At 69.4% G+C, this 25,145-nt stretch carries 22 protein-coding genes and 1 riboswitch; of the genes, 14 read left to right on the top strand and 8 right to left on the bottom strand.

The window, feature by feature from the left end; genetic code table 11:
- The first annotated feature begins 176 nt into the window (after positions 1-176).
- The 3 genes from HRC28_RS22675 to HRC28_RS22665 all read left to right on the top strand — a co-directional run bounded on the left by HRC28_RS22675 (position 177) and on the right by HRC28_RS22665 (position 2,971).
- On the top strand, positions 177-1,499 hold the full coding sequence (locus HRC28_RS22675) for a PhoH family protein (protein WP_202033152.1): 1,323 nt from the start codon (positions 177-179) through the stop codon (positions 1,497-1,499).
- A 303-nt stretch (positions 1,500-1,802) separates the two neighbouring features.
- The gene (locus HRC28_RS22670; RefSeq protein WP_237111616.1) at positions 1,803-2,366 is read left to right on the top strand and encodes a lytic transglycosylase domain-containing protein; all 564 of its coding nucleotides are present in this window, start codon (positions 1,803-1,805) and stop codon (positions 2,364-2,366) included.
- A 290-nt stretch (positions 2,367-2,656) separates the two neighbouring features.
- Positions 2,657-2,971: a hypothetical protein gene (locus HRC28_RS22665; protein WP_182377624.1), complete on the top strand. Its 315-nt coding sequence runs from the start codon at positions 2,657-2,659 to the stop codon at positions 2,969-2,971.
- 25 nt (positions 2,972-2,996) lie between these two features.
- On the opposite strand, the gene HRC28_RS22660 is transcribed toward HRC28_RS22665, so the two are convergent.
- From HRC28_RS22660 to HRC28_RS22650, 3 genes are all read right to left on the bottom strand, one after another.
- On the bottom strand, positions 2,997-4,406 hold the full coding sequence (locus HRC28_RS22660) for a class II fumarate hydratase (RefSeq protein WP_202033151.1): 1,410 nt from the start codon (positions 4,404-4,406) through the stop codon (positions 2,997-2,999).
- 48 nt (positions 4,407-4,454) lie between these two features.
- Positions 4,455-7,652: a bifunctional diguanylate cyclase/phosphodiesterase gene (locus HRC28_RS22655; protein WP_182377623.1), complete on the bottom strand. Its 3,198-nt coding sequence runs from the start codon at positions 7,650-7,652 to the stop codon at positions 4,455-4,457.
- 155 nt (positions 7,653-7,807) lie between these two features.
- On the bottom strand, positions 7,808-8,101 hold the full coding sequence (locus HRC28_RS22650; protein WP_182377622.1) for a zf-TFIIB domain-containing protein: 294 nt from the start codon (positions 8,099-8,101) through the stop codon (positions 7,808-7,810).
- 162 nt (positions 8,102-8,263) lie between these two features.
- Between HRC28_RS22650 and HRC28_RS22645 the strand changes: the two genes are divergently transcribed.
- Positions 8,264-10,024 (top strand): AMP-binding protein, encoded by a 1,761-nt coding sequence (locus HRC28_RS22645; RefSeq protein WP_182377621.1) that lies wholly within the window; start codon positions 8,264-8,266, stop codon positions 10,022-10,024.
- 19 nt (positions 10,025-10,043) lie between these two features.
- On the top strand, positions 10,044-10,652 hold the full coding sequence (locus HRC28_RS22640) for a TetR/AcrR family transcriptional regulator (RefSeq protein ID WP_182377620.1): 609 nt from the start codon (positions 10,044-10,046) through the stop codon (positions 10,650-10,652).
- Positions 10,653-10,667: 15 nt separating this feature from the next.
- Here the strand turns inward: HRC28_RS22640 and HRC28_RS22635 are convergent, their stop codons facing one another.
- A complete protein-coding gene (locus tag HRC28_RS22635; RefSeq protein ID WP_202033150.1) occupies positions 10,668-12,356 on the bottom strand; it encodes a fumarate hydratase in 1,689 nt (562 codons plus the stop codon).
- A gap of 81 nt (positions 12,357-12,437) precedes the next feature.
- On the bottom strand, positions 12,438-13,691 hold the full coding sequence (locus HRC28_RS22630) for a choice-of-anchor P family protein (RefSeq protein WP_272902647.1): 1,254 nt from the start codon (positions 13,689-13,691) through the stop codon (positions 12,438-12,440).
- Between the two features lie 224 nt (positions 13,692-13,915).
- Here HRC28_RS22630 and HRC28_RS22625 point away from each other — a divergent pair, with 224 nt between their 5' ends.
- The 8 genes from HRC28_RS22625 to thiC all read left to right on the top strand — a co-directional run bounded on the left by HRC28_RS22625 (position 13,916) and on the right by thiC (position 20,668).
- Positions 13,916-15,055: an FAD-dependent oxidoreductase gene (locus HRC28_RS22625; RefSeq protein ID WP_237111615.1), complete on the top strand. Its 1,140-nt coding sequence runs from the start codon at positions 13,916-13,918 to the stop codon at positions 15,053-15,055.
- A riboswitch (TPP riboswitch) is annotated at positions 15,021-15,130 on the top strand. Its footprint overlaps the gene before it by 35 nt.
- On the top strand, positions 15,129-15,731 hold the full coding sequence (gene thiE, locus HRC28_RS22620) for a thiamine phosphate synthase (RefSeq protein WP_182377618.1): 603 nt from the start codon (positions 15,129-15,131) through the stop codon (positions 15,729-15,731). Its footprint overlaps the riboswitch before it by 2 nt.
- A gap of 5 nt (positions 15,732-15,736) precedes the next feature.
- A complete protein-coding gene (locus tag HRC28_RS22615) occupies positions 15,737-16,774 on the top strand; it encodes an FAD-dependent oxidoreductase (protein WP_182377617.1) in 1,038 nt (345 codons plus the stop codon).
- Complete coding sequence (gene thiS, locus HRC28_RS22610) at positions 16,752-16,958, top strand: sulfur carrier protein ThiS (RefSeq protein ID WP_182377616.1); 207 nt, start codon at positions 16,752-16,754, stop codon at positions 16,956-16,958. Before HRC28_RS22615 ends, thiS begins: the two co-directional genes overlap by 23 nt.
- Positions 16,955-17,734 (top strand): thiazole synthase, encoded by a 780-nt coding sequence (locus HRC28_RS22605; RefSeq protein WP_182377615.1) that lies wholly within the window; start codon positions 16,955-16,957, stop codon positions 17,732-17,734. The genes thiS and HRC28_RS22605 overlap by 4 nt, the downstream gene beginning before the upstream one ends.
- Complete coding sequence (locus HRC28_RS22600; protein WP_182377614.1) at positions 17,731-18,294, top strand: thiamine phosphate synthase; 564 nt, start codon at positions 17,731-17,733, stop codon at positions 18,292-18,294. The genes HRC28_RS22605 and HRC28_RS22600 overlap by 4 nt, the downstream gene beginning before the upstream one ends.
- On the top strand, positions 18,291-18,962 hold the full coding sequence (locus tag HRC28_RS22595) for a bifunctional hydroxymethylpyrimidine kinase/phosphomethylpyrimidine kinase (protein ID WP_182377613.1): 672 nt from the start codon (positions 18,291-18,293) through the stop codon (positions 18,960-18,962). Before HRC28_RS22600 ends, HRC28_RS22595 begins: the two co-directional genes overlap by 4 nt.
- Positions 18,959-20,668, top strand: a complete 1,710-nt coding sequence (gene thiC / locus HRC28_RS22590) for a phosphomethylpyrimidine synthase ThiC (RefSeq protein ID WP_182377612.1) — start codon at positions 18,959-18,961, stop codon at positions 20,666-20,668. The genes HRC28_RS22595 and thiC overlap by 4 nt, the downstream gene beginning before the upstream one ends.
- Here thiC and HRC28_RS22585 read toward each other — a convergent pair.
- Together HRC28_RS22585 and HRC28_RS22580 are read right to left on the bottom strand one after the other, a co-directional pair.
- Positions 20,626-22,110, bottom strand: a complete 1,485-nt coding sequence (locus tag HRC28_RS22585) for a hypothetical protein (protein WP_182377611.1) — start codon at positions 22,108-22,110, stop codon at positions 20,626-20,628. The two genes, thiC and HRC28_RS22585, sit on opposite strands and share 43 nt — an antisense overlap.
- Before the next feature lie 61 nt (positions 22,111-22,171).
- Positions 22,172-22,843: a YdeI/OmpD-associated family protein gene (locus HRC28_RS22580; RefSeq protein ID WP_202033149.1), complete on the bottom strand. Its 672-nt coding sequence runs from the start codon at positions 22,841-22,843 to the stop codon at positions 22,172-22,174.
- A 52-nt stretch (positions 22,844-22,895) separates the two neighbouring features.
- On the opposite strand from HRC28_RS22580, the gene HRC28_RS22575 reads away from it, so the two are divergent.
- Positions 22,896-23,897: an asparaginase gene (locus HRC28_RS22575; protein WP_182377610.1), complete on the top strand. Its 1,002-nt coding sequence runs from the start codon at positions 22,896-22,898 to the stop codon at positions 23,895-23,897.
- Here HRC28_RS22575 and HRC28_RS22570 read toward each other — a convergent pair.
- Positions 23,894-25,093, bottom strand: a complete 1,200-nt coding sequence (locus HRC28_RS22570) for a DUF4032 domain-containing protein (protein ID WP_182377609.1) — start codon at positions 25,091-25,093, stop codon at positions 23,894-23,896. The genes HRC28_RS22575 and HRC28_RS22570 overlap by 4 nt on opposite strands.
- Positions 25,094-25,145 lie beyond the last annotated feature (52 nt).

Here is a 25,145-nt window from a genome sequence, read left to right as displayed (position 1 = left end):
CGATGCGGCGTGGCGCCCTCAACAGTTGGATGACGGGCGTACTTTCCGATCAGTGGCAGGTGGGGAAGCCGGCCACATCGGGAGGCCAAACGTGAACCAACACGACTGTGCAACCCGGTCCGTCTACCAGGGATAGGGCCGGGGCCCTCCAGGGGCGCGGTCCGGTGAGGTTTCACGTGTCGAACACGAAGGCCCAGGCCACCATCCGTCGTACTTATGTCCTCGACACCAGCGTGCTGCTGGCTGATCCGGCCGCCCTGCGCCGGTTCGAGGAACACGAGGTCGTCCTGCCAGTGGTGGTGATCACCGAACTCGAAGCGAAACGGCACCACCCAGAGCTCGGGTACTTCGCCCGGAGCGCGCTGCGGATGCTCGACGAGTTGCGGGTCAAGCACGGCCGGCTGGACGCACCCGTCCCGGTGGGCGACGACGGCGGCAGCATCCGCGTCGAGCTCAACCACACGGACGCCTCGTCGCTGCCCTCCGGCTTCCGGCTCGGGGACAACGACACGCGGATCCTCGCCGTCGCCCGGAACCTCGCCGACGAAGGCCACGAAGTCATCCTGGTCTCCAAGGACCTGCCGATGCGGATCAAGGCATCGGCCGTCGGGCTGGACGCGCAGGAGTACCGCGGCGAAACGCTCGGAGACTCCGACACCGGCTACTCGGGGATGGCCGAGATCGAGGTGTCGGCCGAAGCCCTCGACGAGTTGTACGACGACGGGACCCTCGACCTCGCCGAGGCGCGCGAGATGCCCTGCCACGTCGGCCTCGTCATGCTGTCCGAGCGCGGCTCCGCACTCGGGCGCGTGGGACCGGACAAGCAGGTGCACCTCGTCAAGGGCGACCGCGAGGCCTTCGGCCTGCACGGCCGCAGCGCCGAGCAGCGGGTCGCCCTCGACATCCTGCTGGACCCCGAGGTCGGCATCGTGTCGCTCGGCGGCCGCGCCGGCACCGGCAAGTCGGCGCTCGCGCTGTGTGCGGGCCTCGAAGCGGTGATGGAGCGCCAGCAGCACAAGAAGGTCGTCGTGTTCCGCCCGCTCTTCGCCGTCGGTGGCCAAGAGCTCGGCTACCTCCCCGGTTCGGAGTCGGAGAAGATGTCGCCCTGGGGTCAGGCCGTGTTCGACACCCTGGGTGCCCTCACGTCGAAGGACGTGGTGGACGAGATCCTCGACCGCGGCATGCTCGAGGTGCTGCCGCTGACCCACATCCGCGGCCGGTCGCTGCACGACTCGTTCGTGATCGTCGACGAGGCGCAGTCGCTCGAGCGCAACGTGCTGCTGACGGTGCTGTCGCGGATCGGCGCGAACTCCAAGGTGGTGCTCACCCACGACGTCGCCCAGCGCGACAACCTGCGGGTCGGCCGCCACGACGGCGTCGTCGCGGTCGTGGAGAAGCTCAAGGGCCACCCGCTCTTCGCGCACGTCACGCTGACCCGGTCGGAGCGCTCGCCGATCGCCGCACTGGTCACCGAGATGCTGGAGAACGTCGTCGTGTAGCCCTCTGCGAAGCCTGGGGTTGGTGTGACAACTGAGGCGCCCGTGGCGTTCGTGGCAGACGAGGTCTGAAACCACGAACGAAACGGGCGCTTCGGTTTGCTTGAGGGAGATCACTCAGGCATGGTGGTCGCTGGTCGCCGGCGGTGATGACAATGGAGTCGGGCCCGATCGGGCGGTGATCAGGTCCTGCTGTCGAGCCCGAGATTCGAGCACTTGTCGAAGCACGCGAACCCTTCACCGAAGCACCGTGGAGCACCTAAGCACGCTCACCTTGCCCAGGCGCCTCGCAAGGCTGCCCGCAACGTGGTCGTCCTGTCGTCGGTTGCCGTGGCTGTCACGGGCGTGTCCGTGGCCGCCGGTGTCCTCGGCCAGGACGCTGCTCCGCCCGCTGCGAGCGCTGACCTCGACGCCCTCACCGCTGCCCGGACCGCCGACGTCACCGTCGCGACCGAGCGCCGTGAAGTGGTCTCCCGCGACGACCGCCGCCCCGAGGCCGACCCGGCCAAGGCTGCAGGCCTGGACGAGACGGGCCCCGCTGCGCTGACCGACGAGCGCAAGCTCTCCGATTCGGACCCCCGAGACATCGCCCGCGCGCTCCTGGGTGAGTTCGGATTCTCCTCCGACCAGTTCGGTTGCCTCGACTCGCTGTGGACCCGCGAGTCCGGCTGGCGCTGGAACGCCGACAACCCCTCGTCGAGCGCCTACGGCATCCCGCAGTCGCTCCCCGGCTCCAAGATGGCCTCGGCCGGAGCCGACTGGGCGACCAACCCGGCCACCCAGATCCGCTGGGGCCTCGGCTACATCCAGAACCGCTACGGCAGCCCCTGCGGCGCCTGGGCGCACTCCGAGAGCCACAACTGGTACTGAGTTGGATGGCGCGAGCGATGTCGTCGCTCCGCTCCGACACGCTGCCGCGCCGCAGCTGTCTTGGCATGGGCTGAGTTGGCCTGGCGGCAAGACAGTCGACGCTCAGGTACGTCGATTCCTCCACTCCGGTCGCTCCTGCGTCGCTCTCTTCGCTCCGTCGCTCGACGTCCCTGAGCAGCCGACAGCGCGTGTCGCGCTTACGCCGCGCCTTCGCAGGTAAAGGCGCAGGCCGGTGCATGATGCCCCCATCGCGGGACATCGGTGTCCCGCGCGACGGAAGGGGCGCTCCCATGCTCTGGAGCATCATCGTCACGATTGTCGGTGGCACGATCATCGGTCTCATCGGGAAGGCCGTGGCGCCGGGCGACAGAACCAGGTTCCCGCTCTGGTTGACGACCGCATGTGGCATCGTCGGCATGCTGGTCGGCAGTGCCCTCTACTGGGCGATCGCCGGGAACAACAACGGCCCCTTCGACGGGCACGCCGCCGAGATGACCAACGCCACCAACGGCATCGACTGGATCCGCCACCTCTGGCAGATCGCGGTGGCGGCCGTTGCCGTGATTGCCGGGTCCATCCTCACCGGACGTCGCAAGACGACCTGACGGACAACGCGGTGACCCGCTCCGGTCAGGGACCAGGCGTCCCGTCGGGGCGGGTCATGGCATCCAGGTCGAGCGCGGCGTCGAGTGCTTCGAGAGTGAGCTCGCCGCGGTCGACGTACCCCAGGGCGAGCACCGTCTCGCGGATGGTGCTGCCGGTCGCGAGTGCCTGCTTCGCGATCTTGGCGGCAGCCTCGTAGCCGAGGTGCTTGTTGAGCGGTGTGACCACGGACGGTGAGGATGCCGCGTAGCGCCGCATCCGGTCCTCGTCGGCAGTGATCCCGTCGATGCAGCGCCCGGCGAGCGTGGTGCTGGCGGTCGAGAGCAGGCGGATCGACTCCAGGACGTTGCGTGCGATCACCGGCATCGCGACGTTGAGCTCGAAGCTGCCGCTCGCGCCGGCCATCGTCACCGCGGCGTCGTTGCCCATCACCTGCATGCAGACCATCAACGTGGCCTCGGGCAGGACCGGGTTCACCTTGCCCGGCATGATCGAGGACCCCGGCTGCAGGTCGGGGAGGTGGATCTCGGACAGGCCTGTCGTGGGGCCCGAGCCCATCCAGCGCAGGTCGTTGCAGATCTTGGTGAGGCCGACCGCGATGGTGCGCAGCACGCCGCTGAGCTCGACCAGCGAGTCCCGGGTGCCCTGCGCCTCGAAGTGGTTGCGCGCCTCGGTGAACGGCTCGCCCGTCGCGGCGCTCAACGCCCCGATGGCGGCCGCAGCGAACCCGGGCGGCGTATTGATGCCCGTGCCGACCGCTGTGCCGCCCAGGGGCAGCTCACGGACGCGAGGGAGCACGGCCTCCAGCCGTTCGACGCCGTAGCGCACGGTCGCGGCGTACCCGCCGAACTCCTGACCGAGCGTGACGGGGGTGGCATCCATCAAGTGGGTGCGGCCCGACTTCACCAGCGAGGCGAACTCCGTGGCCTTCGCCTCGAGCGACCCGGCGAGTACGGCGAGCGCCGGCACCAGGTCGCGGACGACGGCCAGGCTCGCGGCGACGTGGATCGCCGTGGGGAAGGTGTCGTTGCTGGACTGGCTGGCGTTGACGTGGTCGTTCGGGTGGGCCTCGACCCCGGCCTGCCCGGCCAGCGTGGCCACGACCTCGTTGGCGTTCATGTTGGAACTGGTGCCCGACCCGGTCTGGAACACGTCGATCGGGAACTGGTCGTCGTACCGGCCCTCGGCGACCTGGTGGGCCGCCGCCTCGATGGCCGCGGCGAGGTCGGCCGCCAGAACGCCCAGGTCGCCGTTGGCGCGAGCGGCTGCGGCCTTGACCTCGCCGAGCGCGTGGATCAGCGCGGGCTCGATCGGCGTGCCGCTGATCGGGAAGTTCTCCACCGCCCGCTGGGTCTGCGCTTGCCAGAGTGCCGCTGTCGGGACCCGCACCTCGCCCATGGAGTCGTGCTCGGTCCGGAAGCTGGCGTCGCTCGTCACGCCCACGACGCTACTCGGCACGCCATGCCACGGCCACTGGTGGCGGAGTCAGCCAGCGGCGGGAGCGGGCGTGATCGTCAGCTGGGGTGCCGACCACTCGTGGACGAACCTCGTGGCCTGCGCCGCGGGCAGTGGCCGGGAGTAGTGATACCCCTGGGCGAAGTGGCATCCGAGCCCGACCAGCTCGTCGCGCTGCTGCTCTGTCTCCACCCCCTCGGCAACGACGTCGAGACCGAACGTCTCGCCGAGTCGGACGATGGCCTCGACGAGTGCCCGGTCATCGCTGGAGGTACCGATGCCGTCCACGAAGCTCCGATCGATCTTCAGAATGCTCACGGGGAACCGCCGAAGGTAGCCGAGGGCCGAGTAGCCGGTCCCGAAGTCGTCGATGGCCAGGTGAACGCCCAGTTCGTGCAATTCGGCCATCGCGCGGATGATCTGGGGGTCCCCGCCAGCGAGGATGCGCTCGGTGATCTCCAGCACGAGTGCCTCGTGCGGCAGGCCGTGGCGCTCCAGCGCGGTGATGACGACGTCGACGAATCCCGGGTGGGCGAACTCGTGCGGCGTCACGTTCACACCGATCTTCAGCAATCCGCTGTCGGGCCCGGTGCCCTGCCACTGGGCGGCCTGCTCGATCGCCTTGTCGATCACCCAGGCGCCGACGGAGATGGCGAGCTCACTGTCCTCGACGACGTCGATGAAGTCGCCAGGAGACAGCAGCCCACGCTCCGGGTGCTGCCAGCGGATCAGGGCCTCGAACCCGACGACACAGGCGGTGTCGAGCGCGATGATGGGTTGGTAGTGGAGCACGAACTGGTCGCGCTGCACGGCCAGTTCGAGCTCGCTGACGGTCCGTGCCCGCAGCTGTATGGCATCGATCAGGGCTGGCCGGAAGAACTGCACGCCACCCTTTCCGGCGTCCTTCGCGGCGTACATCGCGAGGTCGGCCTGGAGCAGCAGCTCCGCCGCCTCCTGGCCGTAGGCGCTGGTCGTGACGCCGAAGCTGGCTCCTGCGTGAACACTCTCGCCGCCGATGTCGAACGGCGACCGGAGGTGCTCGAGCAGACGCGCGGCGAGTTCGCAGGCCTCCTCGTTGTTCGACACGCCGTTGGCGAGGACCGCGAACTCGTCGCCGCCGAGCCGCGCGCACGAGTCCGAGGGCCGCAGGGCGGCTTGCAGACGCTGCCCGACGCTGGCGAGCAGTGCGTCACCTGCGGCATGGCCGCGGGTGTCGTTGATGATCTTGAAGTTGTCCAGGTCGATCAGGACGACCGCGATCAGGTCGCGGTCGGGGCCGCTGGGCGCGAGGGCACGCTCGACACGGTCGAGGAACATGGCCCTGTTGGGCAGCTGGGTCAGGGAGTCATGGAACGCCTGGTACGCCAGGTCGCTCTCGAGCTGGCGACGCTCGGTGATGTCGTGGAGCGTGACGACCACGCCGCCAACGCTCGGGTCGTCCATCAGGTTCCGGCAGGAGACCTCGAACAGGCGTACCCGGCCACCGCGATCCACGATCCGCCACTCGTCGCTCGGTCCGCGCCCCGAGCGCCGCTCGCCGAGCAGGACCCGGCCGAGCAGCAGGCGGGCCTTGGAGACGTCGCCGGCGATCACCATCGAATCCACGGTTCGGTCACGTGCACCCTCTGGTTCCCATCCGAGCACGGTCTGCGCAGAGGGTGTGTTGAACCGAAGCCGGAGCTGCTCATCGAACACGAGGATGATGTCGGCTGCGTGCTGGAACAATGACCGGAAGTGCGCCTCGCTCCTCCGCTCGGCGACCTGTGCCGTGAGCTCGATGCTGTCGAGGGCGAGCATCATCTGGGACGCCAGGCTGCAGATGGGGTCGATGCTCTCGGGCCGCTCGACGCCGGGGCCGTGGACCACCAGCAGTCCGCTGATCCGTTCGTCGCGCACCATCGCGGCCAGCAGCACCGTCTCGCCTGCGCCGATGGCCGCGGCGAGGGCGGGACCGCACCCCGCAGCCGTGGTGAGGACGAACTGCTGGCTGAGCAGTTCGTGCTCGTGGCACCGAAGGAGCGGCTCCAGGTCCTCGTCGTCCCTGCTCCGGTGCCTGTCGCTGGAGTCGAACACCACCCGGAGGGGGTGGCCGGTCGCGACGAGGAGGCGGGGCGAGTGGCAGGTGACGTCGGCCAGGGCCGCGAGGCCGACGCGGTAGACGGTGTCCGGGTCCGAGGCGGCGACCAGGGCCTCACCGGTGCGGCGCATGGCGTTCTCCCGGTGGGTCGCTTCGTGGGCGGCGTTGACCAGGCCCTTGAGGCGCAGCGACACCAGGAGGAAGAGCACTGCCGCGGTCCCTGCGGTCTCGAGAATGTGGCCAGAGCCGCCGCGCGAGAGCTCCCACAGCAGCAGGCCAGGAGCAGCGAGCGGGACCAGGGTGAAGAGGAGCAGACGGCGGCTCGAGGTCTGTGGTGGTGTCCGCCGCACCGGCTCGGTCAACCGCGCCATGTCCGGTGACAGAGCCGCCGCGCCCCAGGCTCCGTAGAACAACATCCAGCCGAGGTCGACGAGGCTGCCGGTGGACCAGTTGCCGTTGAGCTGGATCAGCCCGTAGACGGTGTCGGACGCGAGCAGGCCGACGGTGCCGATGCTGAGCAACCACAGCGAGTGCGATCGCCGCTCGGTGCCAATGAGGAGTCGCACCAGGAAGGCGAGGATCAGGACGTCTCCGAGCGGGTAGCTGATCGACACCGCCTTCTGGCCCCAGGTCAGCGTCGCGTCCTGTGTGTAGGGCTCGACCAGGTAGACCCAGACCAGCAGCCCGAGAGCGACGGTGACGATGCTGGCATCGATGGCGGCATGCTTGTCGCCGAGCGGCTTGATCACCCGGACCAGCACGAGCAGCCCACCCGCAACCAGCGGGTACATCGCGAGGTAGAACCCGTCGGCAGCGGAGGGGTAGGGGTTGAGCTGGCCGAACACGCCGGTCAGCAGGTCGTAGGTCGTGTCACCTGCCATGAGAGCGGCCACGCCCAGGGTGGCCAGCCACCACGGCAGGCGCCGCCGCGGCCGGTTCACGATGGTGCCGACGACCAGCCCGGTGAGCGAGAGCAGTCCGATGGCGGTCCACAGGTAGCGCGGTGCGTCAGGCAGCGCGACGTACGACACGTACAGCGGAACCGCGACGAGCGTGTAGAGCATGAGCCATGGCCTGGACCGTCGGGGAGCCACGGCGAACGCCAGCGCGCTGTTGGGAGCAGTCCAGCGGCCCCATGGCTGTTCGAGCATGACGGTCCTTGCGTGACTCGTCGCGACGGTCTTGTCGTGACAGTCCCCAGATCGGCCCGGACGGCGTGGTCAGTCGCAATTGGCCGGAACTCGGGAACAAGGGCCCCGGGCAAGTGGCCCGAACGGGCTACGGCGCTCCGCCAATCGTCGGCGCCTCAATCAAAGAGCTCGGAGAGCCAGGACTCCTTCTTGCGCTTCTTGTTGTAGCCGTGCTGTTGCTGCGGGGCGTACTGCTGGCGGGGCGTCTGGTAGCCGTCGTACTCGGGCTGACGCTGCGGCGGGGCCTGCTGGGCGGCCTGCTGGGGTGCCGGCTCGGCTACGGAACGGTCGATGATCTTGTCCAGTTCACCGCGGTCCAGCCAGACGCCGCGACACTGGGGGCAGTAGTCGATCTCGATTCCGCTTCGCTCGCTCATCACCAGCGTGGTCTCGTCGACGGGGCAACGCATCAGCAGGGTTCCTTTCGCAGGGGGTACACCCGCGTCAACGGACGGCGGTTGCCCGCAGTTCCTGCCCTGCCTGACCAAAGGGTCCCAAAACAAGCAGAAGTGCTTGCTTTGCCGGTGTGACGTGGCTTACGTTCTGCGCGAACCCGTCACCGAGGAGACAAATTGAGCTCGTCCATCACTGTCTGCCAGGCCTTCCAGCAGACCGCCAAGGTCAACCCCGACGCTGTCGCTGTCCGTACCCCGGGAGACAAGGTCTCCGTCACCTGGCGCGAACTGTCCGACCGCGTCCGCAAGGTCGCAGCGGGTCTGGCGAGCCTCGGTGTGAAGCGCGGCGACACCGTCGCCATCATGGTGACGAACCGGCCGGAGTCGGCCTGGATCGACGCCGGCGCGATGCACCTGGGTGCGACCGCCTTCTCGATCTACAACACCTCGGCGCCGGAGCAGGTCGCGTACCTCTTCAGCAACGCCGAGAACAAGGTCATCTTCACCGAGACCGCGCTGCTGCCGGTCGTCCTCGCGTCGGGCGCCCCGCTCGATCACATCATCGTGGTGGACGGGAAGCCTGAGGGCGCCACGATGAGCCTGGAGGAGCTCGAGGCTGCGGGCGACCCCGACTTCGACTTCGAGGCCGCGTGGAAGGCCGTCACGCCCGACGACCTCCTCACCCTCATCTACACCTCCGGTACGACGGGCCCGCCCAAGGGCGTGCAGCTGACCCACGGCAACCTGATGAGCATCCTGGAGTCGGTGACCGCCAACTTCCCGATGCCGTTCGGCGGCCGGATCACCTCGTTCCTGCCGATGGCCCACATCGCCGACCGCGCGACTTCGCAGTACGGCCTGTGCGCCCGCGGCACCCAGGTCACCTACATCGCCGACCCGCGCACCATCGCCGCGGCCCTGCCCGACTGCAAGCCGACCATCTGGTTCGCCGTCCCGCGCGTCTGGGAGAAGATCAAGGCCGGCGTCGAGGCGAAGGTCGCCAACGAACCCGATGCCAAGAAGCAGAAGATCGCGCAGTTCGCCCTTGCCATGGCGGACAAGAAGGCGGACGCCCGTCTTGCCGGCAAGTCGCTGAACCCCATCGACAAGGTCAAGTTCGCCGTGGCCGAGAAGCTCGTGCTGTCCAAGGTCCGCGAGGCCCTCGGCATGCAGGAGTTGACCTGGGCGTGGTCTGGCGCTGCCGCCATCTCCCCGGAGACGCTCAAGTTCTTCATCGGCCTCGGCATCGAGGTCTGCGAGTTGTGGGGCATGTCCGAGACCTGCGGCGGCTCGACGTTGAACCCTCCCGGCAAGCAGAAGCTCGGCACGGTCGGACCGGCGATCCCCGGCATCGAGATCAAGCTGGCCGAGGACGGCGAGCTCCTGGTCCGCGGCCCGGGCAACATGATCGGTTACCGCAAGGACCCCGAGAAGACCGCCGAAGCGCTCGACGCCGACGGCTGGATCCACACCGGTGACATCGGCACGGTCGACGAGGACGGGTACTACTCGATCGTGGACCGCAAGAAGGAGCTGATCATCAGCGCCTCCGGCAAGAACATGTCGCCGTCCAACATCGAGAACACCCTCAAGGTGAGCACCCCGCTGGCCGCCGCGATCGTCTGCATCGGTGACGCCCGGGCGTTCAACACGGCGCTGATCGTGCTCGACCCCGACGCTGCGGCGGCGTACGCCGAGAAGGCCGGCGTCGCCGCCGACCCGGCCGTGCTCGCCAAGGACCCGGGCGTGCTGGCCCTGATCCAGCAGGGCATCGACGCCGGCAACGCGAAGTTGTCGCGCGTCGAGCAGGTCAAGAAGTTCGAGGTCGTCCCGACCTTCTGGATGCCCGGTGGCGACGAGCTCACCCCGACCCTCAAGCTCAAGCGGAAGCCGATCGCCGAGAAGTACTCGGCGCAGATCGACTCGCTCTACGCCTGAGCGGACAGCAGGACAGCGCATGGGGCGCGAACCTCAGCAGGACCGGAGCCGGGCCACCCGGGAGAGCCTTCTCGACGCAACGATCGAGAGCCTCGCCGAAGTCGGGTGGCACGGCACCACCGTTGTTGCTGTGGCGGCGCGCGCGGGAGTTTCCCGCGGCGCCGCCCAGCACCACTTTGCGAGCCGCGACGACCTGGTCCGCGACGCCGTGCAACGCGTGGCCGACGGCCTCGGTGACCGGCTCCGCACGCAGCCGGCCGACGAGCACGACGACAACCCGGTGCTCGACGTGCTGACCCGGTTGACCAGCGTCTGGACCGACGTGGTCGGCCGGGCCGCGTTGAACCTGTGGGTTGCGGCGGCCTCGGACCCGACCCTGCGGGCCCTCGTGGTCCCGATCGAACGCCGGTTCAGCCGCGAGATGGAGGAACTCACCATCGAGCTGCTGCATGCGGACCCGAGCCGGCAGGAGGTGCAGTCGTCGGTACGACTGACCCTCGATGTCGCGCGCGGGATCGGCCTGGGTGCCGTGGTCCGTCAGGACCTGCAGCAGCGCAAGGCCGACCTGGCCCAGTGGGCCGCCATCTTGGGGACCATGCCCGGGATCGGTGGCGGAGTGGGTCTTTGACGCCGGACGGGTCGACTACTCGGCCGAGCGCACCCGGATGGCGCCCAGCGGGACGTTGACGGCGCCCGAGGGGTCGGTGAAGAAGTCGTTGCCCTTGTCGTCGACGACGATGAAGGCCGGGAAGTTCTCGACCTCGATCTTCCAGACGGCTTCCATGCCGAGTTCGGGGTACTCCAGCACTTCCTGGCTCTTGATGCAGTCCTGGGCCAGCCGCGCGGCCGGGCCGCCGATCGAGCCGAGGTAGAACCCGCCGTACTCGTTGCAGGCCTCGGTGACCTGCTTGCTGCGGTTGCCCTTGGCGAGCATCACCATCGACCCGCCTGCGGCCTGGAACGCCTTGACGTAGGAGTCCATCCGGCCGGCGGTCGTCGGGCCGAAGGACCCGGACGCCATGCCGGCTGGCGTCTTGGCGGGGCCGGCGTAGTAGACCGGGTGGTTCTTGAGGTATTCCGGCATCGGCTGGCCCGCGTCGAGGAGTTCCTGGATCTTGGCGTGCGCGATGTCGCGTGCCACGACCAGCGGGCCGGTGAGGGAGAGCCGGGTCTTCACGGGGAACTGCGAGAGCTGGGCGAGGATCTCGCTCATCGGGCGGTTCAGGTCGACCTCGACCACCTCGCCACCGGAGATGTCCTCGGCGACACCGGCGTCGGGCATGTATTGCGCCGGGTCCGTCTCGAGCTGCTCGAGGAAGACACCGTCGGCGGTGATCTTGCCGAGCGCCTGGCGGTCAGCCGAGCAGGAGACCGCAATGGCCACCGGGCACGACGCACCGTGACGGGGGAGGCGGACCACGCGCACGTCGTGACAGAAGTACTTGCCGCCGAACTGGGCGCCGATCCCGAACTCCTGGGTGAGCTTGAAGACCTCCTCCTCGAGCTCCAGGTCGCGGAACCCGTGGGCGCTCATGCTGCCCTCGGTCGGGAGGTTGTCGAGGTAGTGCGCCGAGGCGTACTTCGCGGTCTTGAGCGCGAACTCCGCCGACGTACCGCCGATGACCACGGCCAGGTGGTACGGCGGGCAGGCGGCCGTGCCGAGCGAGCGGATCTTCTCGTCGAGGAACTCCAGCATCCGCTTCGGGTTCAGGACCGCCTTCGTCTCCTGGAACAGGAAGGACTTGTTGGCCGAGCCGCCGCCCTTGGCCATGAAGAGGAACTTGTACTCCGGGCCCTTCTCGCCCTGGACCGTGGAGTAGAGCTCGATCTGGGCCGGCAGGTTGGTGCCGGTGTTCTTCTCGTCGTACGTCGTCAGGGGGGCGAGCTGGCTGTAGCGCAGGTTCAGCTTCGTGTAGGCGTCGTACACACCACGGCTGATCGCCTCGCCGTCGTCGGCGCCGGTGAGGACACCTTCGGACTTCTTGCCCATCACGATCGCGGTACCGGTGTCCTGGCACATCGGCAGCACGCCGCCGGCGGAGATGTTGACGTTCTTGAGCAGGTCGAGCGCCACGAAGCGGTCGTTCCCGGACGCCTCGGGGTCGTCGATGATCTTGCGGAGCTGCTTGAGGTGCGCCGGCCGCAGGTAGTGGCTGATGTCGTGCATCGCCTCGGAGGTGAGCCGCTGGATGGCGGCTGGATCGACCTGGAGGAAGGTGCGGCCGTCAGGCCCCTCGACGGTTGAAACACCTTCGGTCGTGATCAACCGGTAGGGGGTGTCGTCCTTGCCGGTCGGGAGGAGGTCGGAATACCGGAACTCTGCGTCAGCCACGACTACCGAGGATATCGCTGATCCGGAATGACGAAGGGGCTGGGTCGCATAGCGACCCAGCCCCTCAGTTGTCTGCTTCGATCAGGGCGCCGTGAGCTGCGGCGAGATCGCCGTGCTGGCCACGCCGAGCTCGATCACGGCACCGACCGGAAGACCGGCCTGAGCAGTGCTGAGCGTGATGCGCACACCGTCGATGCGGTTGAAGTACGCACCGCCCGGGTGCTTGCGCTGCAGGTTGATCGCGACCTCGCCGAGGCCCGCCACGTTGATGACGGTGTTCGGGGAGACGTTGATCGGGATCTGCTTGCCGGCAATGACCAGGTTGACGAGTTCCATCTTCATGGAGCTGGTCCAGACGCCGTCCTGGAGCTTGCCGGTCGCCGTCACCTTGATGGCGTTCGCCTTGATCAGACCACCGAGCAGGTTGAGCCCGGCCGTCTGGTTGGTGTTGGTGACCTCAGCGTTGCCGAAGGCGTCCTTGGTGGACGTCGTCGTCGAACTCACCACACCGGTGGTGAGCAGGCCGGGGATCTTCACGCTGAGCGTCGAGTTCGTCAGCGTCTTGCCGTTGCTGGAGCCGAACGGGGTGCCGACGCGAGCGGTCGGGTCACTGATGACCTGGATCTGGTCGCTGACGTTGGCCTCGACGCGGGTGCCGTAGGCCGTGCCGGACAGACCAGCGCCCGAGGACGGGTCGACCTCGGAGAGGTACTGGTTGACCGGGTTGACCAGGATCGTGACGCCGGCCGGGTAGCCGCCGGTCGGCTGCAGCAGCGTGACGCCGAGCGCCCAGCCGATGGTGCCGGCGGTGCGGTCGACCTTGCCGTGGATCGACATGTTGAGGCTGATGCTGGCGACGCCGGGGATGGTGACGCCGTAGTTCTTCGGGATGTTCAGCGGCAGGTTGACGCCGACGATCTTGATGCCCGCGAACTGGGTGTTGGCCGTGTGCGAGGCGGTGCCGTCCGCGCGACCGACCGTGGAGATCGTCGTCGTGAGGGCGTCGACCCGGATCAGGCCACCGAGCAGGTCGACCTTGGCCGTGCGTGCCCAGCCGTTGAGCGTCGTGGTCTTCGCGACCGTGTTGACGTTCGCGCTGGTGCTGGTTTCGATGGCGCCGACCGAGAGCAGGCCAGCGACGTTCGCAGCAGCAGTGCTGTTCTTGGAGGAGGACGACTTCGCGCCTCCGGTGACCGAGGACTGGGCCGTGAGGTCAGAGTTGACCAAGCTGTCCTGGACCTTGACGTACGTTCCGCCTGTGCTGGCTGCGTAACTCCAGACCACATTTTCAGCGGCTTGCGCCGTCGTAGGCGTGAGCGTCAAGCCCGCGCCCATGAGGGCGAAGGTGACTACAGAGACAATCTTCCGCGTGTTCACGGGACCCCATTCCCATTGATGACAAGTATTGAGTTGCAAGCTTTGGAGGTAACTCTCCGCCTGTTCGGGAGGAAATCCGAGTACTTTCCGCAGATTTAACGAAGGTTAGCCATAGAAGGTCACGGTTGGTAACCGGGGTTCTCATCGCGGACGGCACAGCGGGCGGCACAGCGGCGGCATAGATGGACGGGGCCGGCTGTTCCACCACCGTGAAGGTGTACGACGTCGTGGTGATCGGAGCAGGCCAGGCCGGCCTGTCGGCGTCGTACCACCTGGCTCGCCTGGGCCTCGACCACGTCGTGCTGGACGCCAACGCGCAGCCCGGCGGAGCGTGGCAGCACCGGTGGGACTCGCTGAGCATGCAGGACGTCCACGGCGTCGCCGACCTGCCTGACGCTGCAGCGCCCGGCGGCTCGAGCGATCGGGCGAATGCGGTCCTGCCCGACTGGTTCGCGCGCTACGAGGCGGAGCGCGGGCTGCCGGTCGTCCGTCCGGTCCGGGTGGACCGGGTGACATCCGAAGGCGACTTGCTCGGCGTGCACGCGGGAGCGCGGACCTGGTGGACCCGCACCCTGATCAACGCGACGGGCACGTGGACCCAACCGTTCCTGCCGTACTACCCCGGTGCGGAGTCGTTCCGCGGCGAGCAACTGCACACCGTCGACTACCCCGGCCCCGAGCACTTCGACGGCAAGCGGGTGCTGGTCGTGGGCGGTGGCGCGTCGGCGGTGCAGTTCATCGGCGAACTCGCACCGCGGACCGACGTGCTCTGGGCGACCCGGCGTCCGCCCGTGTGGCGCTCGGACTGGGACGAGCGTTCTGGTCGCGATGCGATCGAGCTGGTCCAGAAGCGCGTGCGGGCCGGCCTGCCGCCGGCCAGCGTCGTGAGCGTGACCGGGCTCGGCCTGCGCCCACAGGAGCAGGAGGCCGCGCGGCTGGGCGCCTACGAACGGCGCCGCCCGATGTTTGCCCGGATCGAGCCCGACGGCGTGCGCTGGGCCGACGGCACCTTCGAACCCGTGGACGTGATCTTGTGGGCCACCGGCTTCCGACCGGCCGTCGCGCACCTCGCGCCGCTGCACCTGCGCAGCGAGCTCGGCGGGATCGCGCTGCTGCAGACCGGCGCCGATGTCCAGACGGCCACCACGGTCGAGCGCGACCCCCGCGTGCACCTGGTGGGCTACGGGCCCTCGGCCAGCACCATCGGGGGCAACCGCGCCGGGCGTGCGGCCGCCGTCGCCGTACGCCGCCATCTGGCGGAACTCGACGGTCGGCTATCGTCTGCGACATCCATCCCACGGGAGTCCGCAGCAGCGGGCTGAGAGGGAGCTGAAGCTGCTCCGACCGTCGAACCTGATCCGGCTCATACCGGCGAAGGAAGAGAAGGAGCAGCCCATGCGCTTTTCAACGGTCCCGAGGATCACCTGCCTCGTCTCCGAACACGACGACCTCTCGGTCCTGACCCGCCTGGCCGAGCTCGGCGTCGACGGATTCCAGGTCCGGTCGAAGGCGTACGACGCCCGCCGGCTGATCGAGCTGACCCGGACCGTCATCGCGGCCGTCCGCCCGGTCGGAGCGACCGTCATCGTGAACGACCGCGTCGACGTGGCCATCGCGGCGGGCGCCGACGGTGCGCACCTCGGGTCCGGTGACCTGCCGGTCGCGGTCGCCCGCTCCCTCGCTCCCGGCCTGCTCCTGGGTGCGACCTGCCGGTCCCTCGCCGATGTCGAGACCGCAGCAGCGGAAGGTGCCGACTACGCCGGCGTCGGCCCGGTGTTCGCCACGACGAGCAAGGCCGGGTTGCCCGAACCGCTCGGGACGACGGGCCTGCGGAGCGTCGTGGGTCGGTTGCCGGTGATCGCGATCGGGGGGATCACCGCGTCCGGTGCTGCCGACGTGTTCGCAGCTGGCGCGGCCGGCGTCGCCGTGATCGGCGGCATCTGGCACCCACCCGATCCCGTCGTGGCAGCAGAGGAGCTCCTCGCGGCCATCGGGTGAACGGCATGCGCGTCACCGTCCTGGGCGCCGGCATCATCGGCCTGACCGTCGCCGACGAACTGATCCGCCGCGGGCACACGGTGACGGTTGTCGATCCGCACCCGGCCAGCGGGGCGTCGTACGCAGCCGCGGGGATGTTGAGCCCGGCAGCCGAGGTCTGGCACGGGGAGGAGGAGATCCTCCGGCTGGGTACGGCGTCCCTGGCGCTGTGGCCTGCCCTGGCCGGCCGACTCGGCGTGGAACTGCGGGCCGACCCCACCCTTCTTGTCGGGTACGACGCCGGGGACCTCCAGCAGGTCGAACGGCAGGTGTCGCTGGTCGGTGGCCTGGGTGGCGGGGCGACGCTGCTGGACCGTGTGGCGGTGCGGGCGTGCGAGCCGGTGTTGGCGCGGGTCGCGGGTGCGGCCCTGCTTGCGGGGGAGATGAGTGTCGATCCGCGGGCGGTCTGCGGGGCGCTGCTCTCCCGCATCCCTGTGGTGTCCCGCGATCCCGGGGGCGCGGACGTCACGGTCGTCGCCACGGGTGCCCGTCTTCCGAAACCGTGGACCGGACTGGTCCGTGGCGTGCGCGGCGAGATCCTCCGCGTCCGTGCCGACGACCCGCCGACGCACACCGTGCGCGGCTGGGTTGGCGGTGAGCCGATCTACCTGGTGCCGCGCGGCAACGGTGAGGTCGTGGTCGGCGCCACCTCCGAGGAGCACTCGGTACCTCCCGTGGTGACCGCCGGTGGCGTCCACCGGTTGCTCACCGCTGCGCGCGCCCTGTGGCCCGGGCTGGATCGCGCCGAGCTCATCGAGTCGACGGCTCGTGACCGGCCCACCACCGCGGATGGGCGCCCCCTCATCGGTGCCAGTGGCGTCGACGGGGTCCTTCTCGCTGCGGGCCACTTCCGGCACGGCGTGCTCCTGGCTCCCCTCACGGCCCGCCTCGTGGCCGACCACCTCGACGGCGCCCCGGTCGACCCCTCGGTCGATCCGCGGCGGTTCACCACGGGATGCACCCTGCAAGGAAAGGAACGGCATGACCATCACGCACAACGGTGAGGCAACGACCCTGGAGGACCGCGCGACCGTGGCGGACCTGCTCACGATCCGCTTCGACGATCCGCGCCCCCACGGCATTGCCGTCGCCGTCAACGAAGAAGTGGTGCCGCGCGGGGACTGGGCCGGCTGGGTGCTCGTCGAGGGTGACGTGGTCGACGTCGTGGCGGCGGTGCAGGGCGGATGACCACCCCAGCCAGCGATGACCTGGTCATCGCCGGAGAAGCCCTGTCCTCGCGGCTCTTCCTGGGCACCGGGGGGCTTCCGCAGGTCGCTCTCGTTGCTCCGATCCTGGCGGCCGCCCAACCCGCCCTGGTCACGGTGTCGATCCGGCGCACCTCGTCGGTCGCCGACGGCGGCCTGCTCGCGGCAGTGCGGGACGCGGGCGTTCGCCTGCTGCCCAACACTGCCGGATGCCTCTCGGCGCGGGAAGCGGTGATCACCGCGGAACTCGCGCGCGAAGCGCTCGAGACGAGCTGGGTCAAGCTCGAGGTGATCGGCGACGAGCGATCGCTGCTCCCCGATGTCGTCGAACTCCTCGACGCTGCTGCCGAACTGGTCCGTCGCGGATTCACCGTCCTGCCGTACTGCACCGACGACCCCGTCATCGCCCGCCGACTCGTCGATGCCGGCTGTGCTGCGGTGATGCCGCTCGGATCGCCGATCGGCTCGGGCCTCGGCGTGCTCAATCCGCACGCCATCGAGGCCGTCCGCGCGGCCGTCGACGTGCCCGTGGTGCTCGACGCCGGAGTCGGTACCGCCAGTGACGCCGCGCTCGCGATGGAGCTCGGCTGCGACGCAGTCCTGGCGGCCACGGCTGTCACCCGCGCCGACGACCCGATCGCCATGGCCCGCGCCCTGCGCCTCGGCGTGGACGCTGGTCGGCTCGCCCGACAGGCCGGACGGATCCCGCGGCAGGCGACGGCCCGCGCGTCCAGCCCGATGGCAGGGCGGATCGGATGACCGCCCGACTGCTCCTGCTGACCGACCGGACCCTCGTTCCGCCCGGACGCACGCTCGACGACGTCCTCCGCGAAGCCGCCGCGGCAGGGCTCACCCGCGTCGTCCTCCGCGAGACCGACCTCCCCGACGACGAACGCCAGGAGATCGCGGACACCGCCCGCAGTGCCGCTCTCGAGGTGATCGCCGCCCACCGGCCACTCCTGCGGACGGTGGGACTCCACCTGCCGGCGAGCGCCTCCCGACCCGGCCAGGCGCTGCGCTGGGGTCGTTCGTGCCACAGCCGGACCGACGTCGCCCGTGCGGCGAGCGATGGCGCCTGGTGGGCCACCTTGTCGCCGTACACATGGACGGAGAGCAAGCCCGGCTATGGTCCGCCGTTGTCCGACGGCGCGTTCACGGGCCACTCCGTCCCGATCTATGCGCTCGGCGGCGTGACGCCGGACAACGCCGAGCAAGCCCGCAAGGCCGGTGCGTACGGCGTCGCGGTGATGGGCGCCGTGATGCGGGCCGACGATCCGGCAGCCGTCGTGGCCGATCTGCTGCGAGCGGTGGCGCCATGAACCCACCCGTCGTCCTCACCATCGCCGGGACCGACTCCGGCGGGGCCGCCGGCATCGCGGCGGACCTGACCACCTTCGCGGCGCTCGGTGTGCACGGCGCCTGCGTGGTCGCCGCCGTCACCGCCCAGGACACGACCGGGGTCCGCGCGATCCACCCGGTGCCGCTCGACGTCGTGGCCGCCCAACTCGATGCGGTGCTCGAGGACCTCGACCCGGTCGCGGTGAAGACCGGAATGCTCGGCACCCCCGAGGTGGTCCGGCTCGTCGCGGAGCGCTGCGCCGGACGGATCCTGGTCGTCGACCCGGTGCTGGTCGCGACCTCGGGCGCAGTCCTCGCCGACGACTCCGTCGTGCAGGCCTACCGCCAGCACCTGCTTCCGGTCGCGACGGTGATCACCCCCAACGAGGAAGAGTTCCTTGCTCTCGGAGAGCCCGACCACGCCGGCGTGATCGTGACGCGTGGTGGCGACATCGACACCACCAACGACCACGGCACCGGATGCACCCACAGCAGCGCCCTCGCCGCCCATCTTGCACACGGCGCCACCATCCCGATCGCGGCCGAGCGTGCCGCGGCGTACGTCTCTCAACAGCTTCATCTCGGCAAGAACTGGACCCTCGGCCGCGGCCGAGGGCCGGTCGCTCACATCCAAGGAGAACACTCATGACCGTCCACCCCGCCCACACCCGCATCGAGGTCGGCGACCTCGCCGTCCCGTTCACCCGGGTCGCGCTCACCAACGGCGACACCTTCGACCGGTACTGCACCGAAGGCCCCGGCTCCGAACCCGAACGCGGCCTGGCGCCCTTGCGTTCGGCATGGATCGAGGCCCGCGGCGACACGGCGTCGTACGACGGCCGCGAGACCCAGTTGCTCGACAACGGCCGCTCGGCGCTGCGCCGCGGCGAGGCCGTGGGCGAGTGGCAGGGCGAGCGCCGGGCACCGCGGGTCTCGACCGGTGCCACCGTCACCCAGATGGCCTACGCGCGCGCCGGCACCATCACCGAGGAGATGCGGTACGTCGCCGCGCGCGAGCAGTGCGACGTCGAACTCGTCCGCAGCGAGGTCGCCGCCGGCCGCGCAATCATCCCCGCCAACGTGAACCACCCGGAGTCCGAGCCGATGATCATCGGCAAGCGGTTCCTCGTGAAGATCAACGCCAACATCGGCAACTCCGCCGTCACCAGCAGCATCGCCGAAGAGGTCGACAAGCTCACCCACGCCATCACGTGGGGCGCCGACACGGTCATGGACCTGTCGACCGGCGACGACATCCACACCACCCGCGAGTGGATCATCCGCAACAGCCCCGTGCCCATCGGCACCGTGCCGATCTACCAGGCCCTCGAGAAGGTCAACGGCGAGGCCGACAAACTCACCTGGGAGATCTTCCGCGACACCGTGATCGAGCAGTGCGAACAGGGCGTCGACTACATGACCGTCCACGCCGGTGTGTTGCTGCGCTACGTCCCCATGACCGCACGCCGGGTCACCGGCATCGTCAGCCGCGGCGGATCGATCATGGCCGGCTGGTGCCTGGCCCACCACGAGGAGAACTTCCTCTACACCCACTTCGACGAGCTCTGCGAGATCTTCCGCCAGTACGACGTCAGCTTCTCCCTCGGCGACGGACTCCGCCCCGGATCGACCGCCGACGCCAACGACGAAGCACAGTTCTCGGAGCTCAGGACCCTTGCCGAGCTGACGAAACGCGCCTGGGAGTACGACGTCCAGGTGATGGTCGAAGGCCCCGGACACGTCCCGCTGCACCTCGTGGAGGAGAACGTCCGGCTCCAGCAGGACTGGTGCCACGGCGCGCCGTTCTACACGCTCGGCCCCCTCGCCACCGACATCGCGCCCGGCTACGACCACATCACCTCCGCCATCGGCGCCGCGACGATCGCCATGCACGGCACGGCGATGCTCTGCTACGTCACGCCCAAGGAACACCTCGGCCTGCCGAACCGCGACGACGTCAAGACCGGCGTCATCACCTACAAGCTGGCCGCCCACGCCGCCGACCTGGCCAAGGGCCACCCGGGCGCCCGGGACTGGGACGACGCGTTGTCGAAGGCCCGTTTCGAGTTCCGCTGGCGCGACCAGTTCGCCCTGTCCCTCGACCCCGTCACGGCCGAGGAGTTCCACGACGAGACCCTGCCTGCCGAGAACGCGAAGACCGCCCACTTCTGCTCCATGTGCGGCCCGAAGTTCTGCTCGATGAAGATCAGTCAGGACGTCCGGGACCGGTTCGGTGCGGACCTCTCACCCGAGGACGCCGCCCTCGGGATGAAGGAGAAGTCCGAGGAGTTCCTCGAGCTGGGCGCGTCGGTCTACGTGGAGCCGGAAATGAGCGCGACCCGCAACACACCGTAGTTCTCGTCGCTCGACACGCCCCCGACCTGCACGTAGTAGCTCGTGCCGGGAACGGCGTCGAATGTCGTCCTGGCCTGGAGCGTGAGCGTGACCAGGCCGGGCGACAGGGGACGCCACCAGTCGTCGTTGCAGGCACCGTCGACCGGTACGAGAGATCCGGTGTCGTCGACGGCGTGAACGGAGATCGCTGTGTCGAACCGGGTGTCGGCCGTGTCGATCGTGGTCCGGCCGTCGCCCGTCACCGTGAACCAGACGGTGTGGGTCGCGCGATAGTCCGGCTGTTCCTCCCACGGCTCCGTGCACGGATTGGCCTGCTCGGCCTCGAGTGCGGAGCCGGAGGTCTGCACCGTCGTGGTGTCGGTCAGCGTGACGGCGGCTTCCGGGGCGTCGTTGATCGGCGCTCGCGCGGTGGGTGGCGAGCCGCCCCCAGCGGCGACCCTGTGGTGGTCAGCGCTGTACGCGAAGCAGTCGAGCGCGGTCACCCGGCCGTCGGCATCGGTGATGTCGCCGGTCAGCGGACCGCTGGTGACCGTGCTGCGCTGGGTCCAGGTGCCCGACCAGAGCACGGCCGGCGACACCGTCGCGCCGGACCAGGCAAGCGTGATCGTGGCATCGACCGGATCGCCTTGCAGGTCCGTGCCGGCCAGTTCCAGCGACGTTCCGTCCTCGATCTGCTCCAGCGTCACCGTGGTCACACTGGAGTAGAACGCCCCGGTGTCGTCGTCGAAGTCGTCCGGAGTCCCGGCGTCGTCGTACGTCGACAGCGCCAGCCCCCATTCCTCCGTCGCCGTGTCGATCCACACCTCGTCGACCCGGGTGCCCTGTTCGACCGGGTTGCACCAGGCCCCGGAGGTGCTGGCGCTCCTCACCTGCGCCTTCGGGTCGGACTGCCGGTCCATCGTCCGCGACACGACGGAACCGGTGCAGCCGCTGACCTCCGCGGTGCTGCCGTTGTCGAACTCGAGGTGCGCGGTGCCCACGACCTCGAGTGCGCGTGCGACCGTCAGATGCATCTCCTGGTCGTTGCTCGCTCCGGATCCGGTGCCAGTGCCGGTGCGGGTGACGGTCGGGTGCAGCTCGGTCACCTGGGCGGTGAGCGTCATGGTGCCGCGCAGGAAGGGCTGGCCGGGGAGCGGGAGGTACTGCCCCTGGGCGACCAGGCGCACCTGGCCGTCGACGTACTCGACCTCCCACGGGGCTCCCGTCGGCGCGACGAAGTGCTCAGGCACCCAGTTGACGTTGCCGCGGTAGGTGTCGCCGTTCAGGAAGACGCCGATGTTGTGGGCGGGGTCCGCACTGCAACGGAACGACTCGAGGTACGGCTCGCCACCTGATGCAGGCCCGGGGGCGACGGGGGCCGCGGACGTGACCGGGCCGACGAGCCCGGCTGCCGTCAGGGTGAGGGTCGCTGCTGCTGCGCGAAGCGCCCGCGAGAGCACCATGCCTCGACTCTAGGGCTGCCTCGGGCCGATCGGCAGGGGCTGCTCCGTAAAGAAACGGCGGCTACAGGTCCGCAGCCCGGGCGGCCTCCGCCGCTCGCTCGACCCACTTGGGGATCTCGCCGTAGCGCTGCATGGGGATGAGTTGGCCGGCGGCGGATTCCGCCACCAGTTGGGCCATGCGGCGGTCACGGGTGGCTTCCTGCTTGGCGCTGAGCACCCAGTTGGAGCACACCTTGCGGTAGGTCCTCGTGGCGGCTTCCCAGAAGGCGGTGGCGGCCGGGTCGCCGGCGAGTTGGGCGGCGTAGGCGTCGGGCAGGACGATCTCGCCGTCGACCTCGTGCGTGTACGGCGCCGCGTCGGTCTTGCGCTGCGCCCAGATGGCCAGCCCGCTGGGCTGCATCCGGCCTTCGGCCCGCAGTTGCTCGACGAAGTCGAGGTTGACCTTGCTCCAGTTGCTGGTCTTCTTGCGGGGGGTCCAGCGTTGCCGGACGGCGTTCTCGTCGATGCGTTGGGCGACGGAGTCGATCCAGCCCCAGCACAGGGCTTCGGGCACCGCCTGCGCCCAGGTCAGCCCGCCGTCGGGGACGTGCTTCTTGTTGATGCCCATCCACAGCTCGGTCGCGGTGTCGTGGTTCGCGGCCAGCCAGGCACCGAACTCGGCGGCATCCTTGAAGAAGCGGGCGGGCCGCTCGGTGCTGCCGCCCATCCGGCCCGGTGCAGTGTCCTTCGCCATGCCCCCAGCCTGCCACCCGCCGCCGACAGCGGCGATCGGACAAGATGGCGTCATGAGTCTTCCCGTGGTGGCGATCGGTGCCCTCGGCGGCACGATCGCGTCGACCTCGACCGACGGCGCCGAGGTCGTGCCCACCCTCTCGGCTGCGTTGCTCGCTGACGCCGTACCCGGTCTTGCTGAGATCGCGGACATCCGGGCCGAGACGCTGGCCATGTTGCCGAGTCCTTCTCTCGACGAACCCACCATCCTGCGGGCACTTCGCTGGGCGCAGGCCGCGGTCGATGCGGGAGCGACGGGCGTCGTACTCACGCAGGGGACGGACACCCTGGAGGAGGCGGCGTACCTGCTCGACCTGTTCTGGGACCTGCCCGAACCGCTGGTGCTGACGGGCGCGATGCGCTCGCCGCAGGCGGCCGGGGCCGATGGTCCGGCGAACCTGCTCACCGCGGTGCGCTGTGCCCTGGCCCCGTCCTCGCGGGACCGTGGCGTCCTGGTCGCGTTCGATGACGAGATCCACCAGGCGCGGTGGGTGGCGAAGACGGACTCGATGTCGACCAGTGCGTTCCGTTCGGCGGTGTTCGGGCCGATCGGTCGGTGCGTCGAGGCCGAGGTCGCGTACGGCGTCCCGGCCGGCCGTGTCGCGCCGCTGCGCCTGTCCGCAGGGCAGGAGGCCGACGATCCCCGGGTGCCGCTGTTGGCCACCTACCTCGGGGACGACGGGTACGTCGTCGACGCGATCCGCCCCGACGACGTGGACGGGCTCGTGATCGCCGGCTTCGGTGCCGGACACGTGTCGGCGGCAATGGCCGAAGCGGTGGGCCGGATCGCGCGTCAGGTGCCGGTGGTGTTCGCGTCCCGCACGGGCTCCGGGCCCACCGGGCGGGCGATGTACGGCTACCCCGGTTCGGAGATCGATCTCATCGCACGGGGTGCGGTCGGCGCCGGTTGGCTCTCGCCGGTCAAGGCCCGACTGCTGCTCTGGGCACTGGCGTTGGGTGGGCCGCCGAGCCGACAGGACGTGATCGATGCGTTCGAGGTCCGCGGGCGCCCCTAGCTCAGGGTCGGGGTGTCGGACGGCCGGTCCGGCAGCACCGTCGCGACGTAGTCGCGGGCGGAGTCGAAGATGTTGACTTCGTGCCCGGCGATGTCGGACAGCGCCCACCGGTGCTCCATCACCTCGTGGAAGAACTCGGCCGGTGCGATCTTGCGGCGCTGGTCGATCGGCAGGATCTCCACGATCGGCGTGTAGACGGTGGCCAGCCACCGGCGCGCCACCGTCTCGCGGTCCTCGTCGTCGTACCCGCCGTGGGCGGTGAACGCGGCCAGGTCGTTGAGCAGCTTGCGGGCCTGGCTGTCCTCGACGTCGAGGCCGGTCAGTTGGCGGAGTTCGCGGCAGTGGTGGCCGGCTTCGACCACCCGGGGCTGGATCCGGACCCGGTCGGACTCGGCCTGGACGTCGAGCTCGTCGACGTCGAAGCCGAGGTCGTTGAGGCGACCGATGCGCTGTTCGATCCGATACCACTCGTCGTTGCCGAACTCCTCCGCGACGGTCAGTTCGTCCCACAGGGCGTGGTAGCGATCGCCGAGCTGGGTGACGATCTCGAACCCGTCGACGATGACGTCGGTGTCGCCGCTGGCCTGCAGGTCCATCAGCTCCGCGAAGATGTTCTCGATGCCGACGGTGACGTCGTGTTCGCGCAGCGCGTCGGACACCGTCGGGTGGTGCTCGCTGGTCTCGGCGTCGACGAGATAGGCCGCGAATCCCCCTGCACTGCGGCGGAAAAGAGCATTCGACAGGGACACGTCGCCCCAGTAGACCCCGGCCAGGTGGAGCCGCACGAGGAGCACCACGAGCGCGTCGATGAGGGCCGGCACCTGGTCAGGACGCAGGCCGTGCTGGAAGACGGTGCGGTACGGCAGCGAATAGTGCAGGTGCTCGGTGAGCAGCGCGGTCGGCAGTGGATTGCCCTCGATGTCAGTGCGTCCCCGCACCACTCCGCGCGGTACGACGGCGGGCTGGCCGAGGCGTTGCAGGGTCCGCAACATGTCGTACTCGCGCAGCGCGATCGTCTCCTCGGTCTCCTTGACGGCGAGGAACTGGTGGTTGATCCGGACCACCCGGACAACGTGTCGGGACAGCCCGAGGGGGAGTGGGACGACGTACTGCCTGTCCCACTCGGCCAGCGGCGTCGACCACGGTAATTGGAACAGTGCGGGGTCGGTGCGGGCGGCGACGACATGGAGCGCCATGACCCGCAACCTACGCGTAAAGGTTCGGCCTCGACAGCCGTCAACGATGGAC

The sequence above is a fragment of the Nocardioides sp. WS12 genome (assembly GCF_014108865.1).
Taxonomy (GTDB): domain Bacteria; phylum Actinomycetota; class Actinomycetes; order Propionibacteriales; family Nocardioidaceae; genus Nocardioides.
The sequence above is the reverse complement of the archived record's forward strand: the minus strand, read 5'-3'. Positions and strand labels throughout refer to the sequence as shown.

Bases quoted from the DNA above. Each gene is read 5' to 3' on its own strand.
- HRC28_RS22665 (WP_182377624.1), top strand. From the start codon at position 2,657: ATGCTCTGGAGCATCATCGTCACGATTGTCGGTGGCACGATCATCGGT.
- HRC28_RS22655 (WP_182377623.1), bottom strand. From the start codon at position 7,652: ATGCTCGAACAGCCATGGGGCCGCTGGACTGCTCCCAACAGCGCGCTG.
- HRC28_RS22650 (WP_182377622.1), bottom strand. From the start codon at position 8,101: ATGCGTTGCCCCGTCGACGAGACCACGCTGGTGATGAGCGAGCGAAGC.
- HRC28_RS22640 (WP_182377620.1), top strand. From the start codon at position 10,044: ATGGGGCGCGAACCTCAGCAGGACCGGAGCCGGGCCACCCGGGAGAGC.
- HRC28_RS22630 (WP_272902647.1), bottom strand. From the start codon at position 13,691: ATGGGCGCGGGCTTGACGCTCACGCCTACGACGGCGCAAGCCGCTGAA.
- HRC28_RS22625 (WP_237111615.1), top strand. From the start codon at position 13,916: ATGGACGGGGCCGGCTGTTCCACCACCGTGAAGGTGTACGACGTCGTG.
- thiE (WP_182377618.1), top strand. From the start codon at position 15,129: ATGCGCTTTTCAACGGTCCCGAGGATCACCTGCCTCGTCTCCGAACAC.
- HRC28_RS22615 (WP_182377617.1), top strand. From the start codon at position 15,737: ATGCGCGTCACCGTCCTGGGCGCCGGCATCATCGGCCTGACCGTCGCC.
- thiS (WP_182377616.1), top strand. From the start codon at position 16,752: ATGACCATCACGCACAACGGTGAGGCAACGACCCTGGAGGACCGCGCG.
- HRC28_RS22605 (WP_182377615.1), top strand. From the start codon at position 16,955: ATGACCACCCCAGCCAGCGATGACCTGGTCATCGCCGGAGAAGCCCTG.
- HRC28_RS22600 (WP_182377614.1), top strand. From the start codon at position 17,731: ATGACCGCCCGACTGCTCCTGCTGACCGACCGGACCCTCGTTCCGCCC.
- HRC28_RS22595 (WP_182377613.1), top strand. From the start codon at position 18,291: ATGAACCCACCCGTCGTCCTCACCATCGCCGGGACCGACTCCGGCGGG.
- thiC (WP_182377612.1), top strand. From the start codon at position 18,959: ATGACCGTCCACCCCGCCCACACCCGCATCGAGGTCGGCGACCTCGCC.
- HRC28_RS22585 (WP_182377611.1), bottom strand. From the start codon at position 22,110: ATGGTGCTCTCGCGGGCGCTTCGCGCAGCAGCAGCGACCCTCACCCTG.
- HRC28_RS22580 (WP_202033149.1), bottom strand. From the start codon at position 22,843: ATGGCGAAGGACACTGCACCGGGCCGGATGGGCGGCAGCACCGAGCGG.
- HRC28_RS22575 (WP_182377610.1), top strand. From the start codon at position 22,896: ATGAGTCTTCCCGTGGTGGCGATCGGTGCCCTCGGCGGCACGATCGCG.
- HRC28_RS22570 (WP_182377609.1), bottom strand. From the start codon at position 25,093: ATGGCGCTCCATGTCGTCGCCGCCCGCACCGACCCCGCACTGTTCCAA.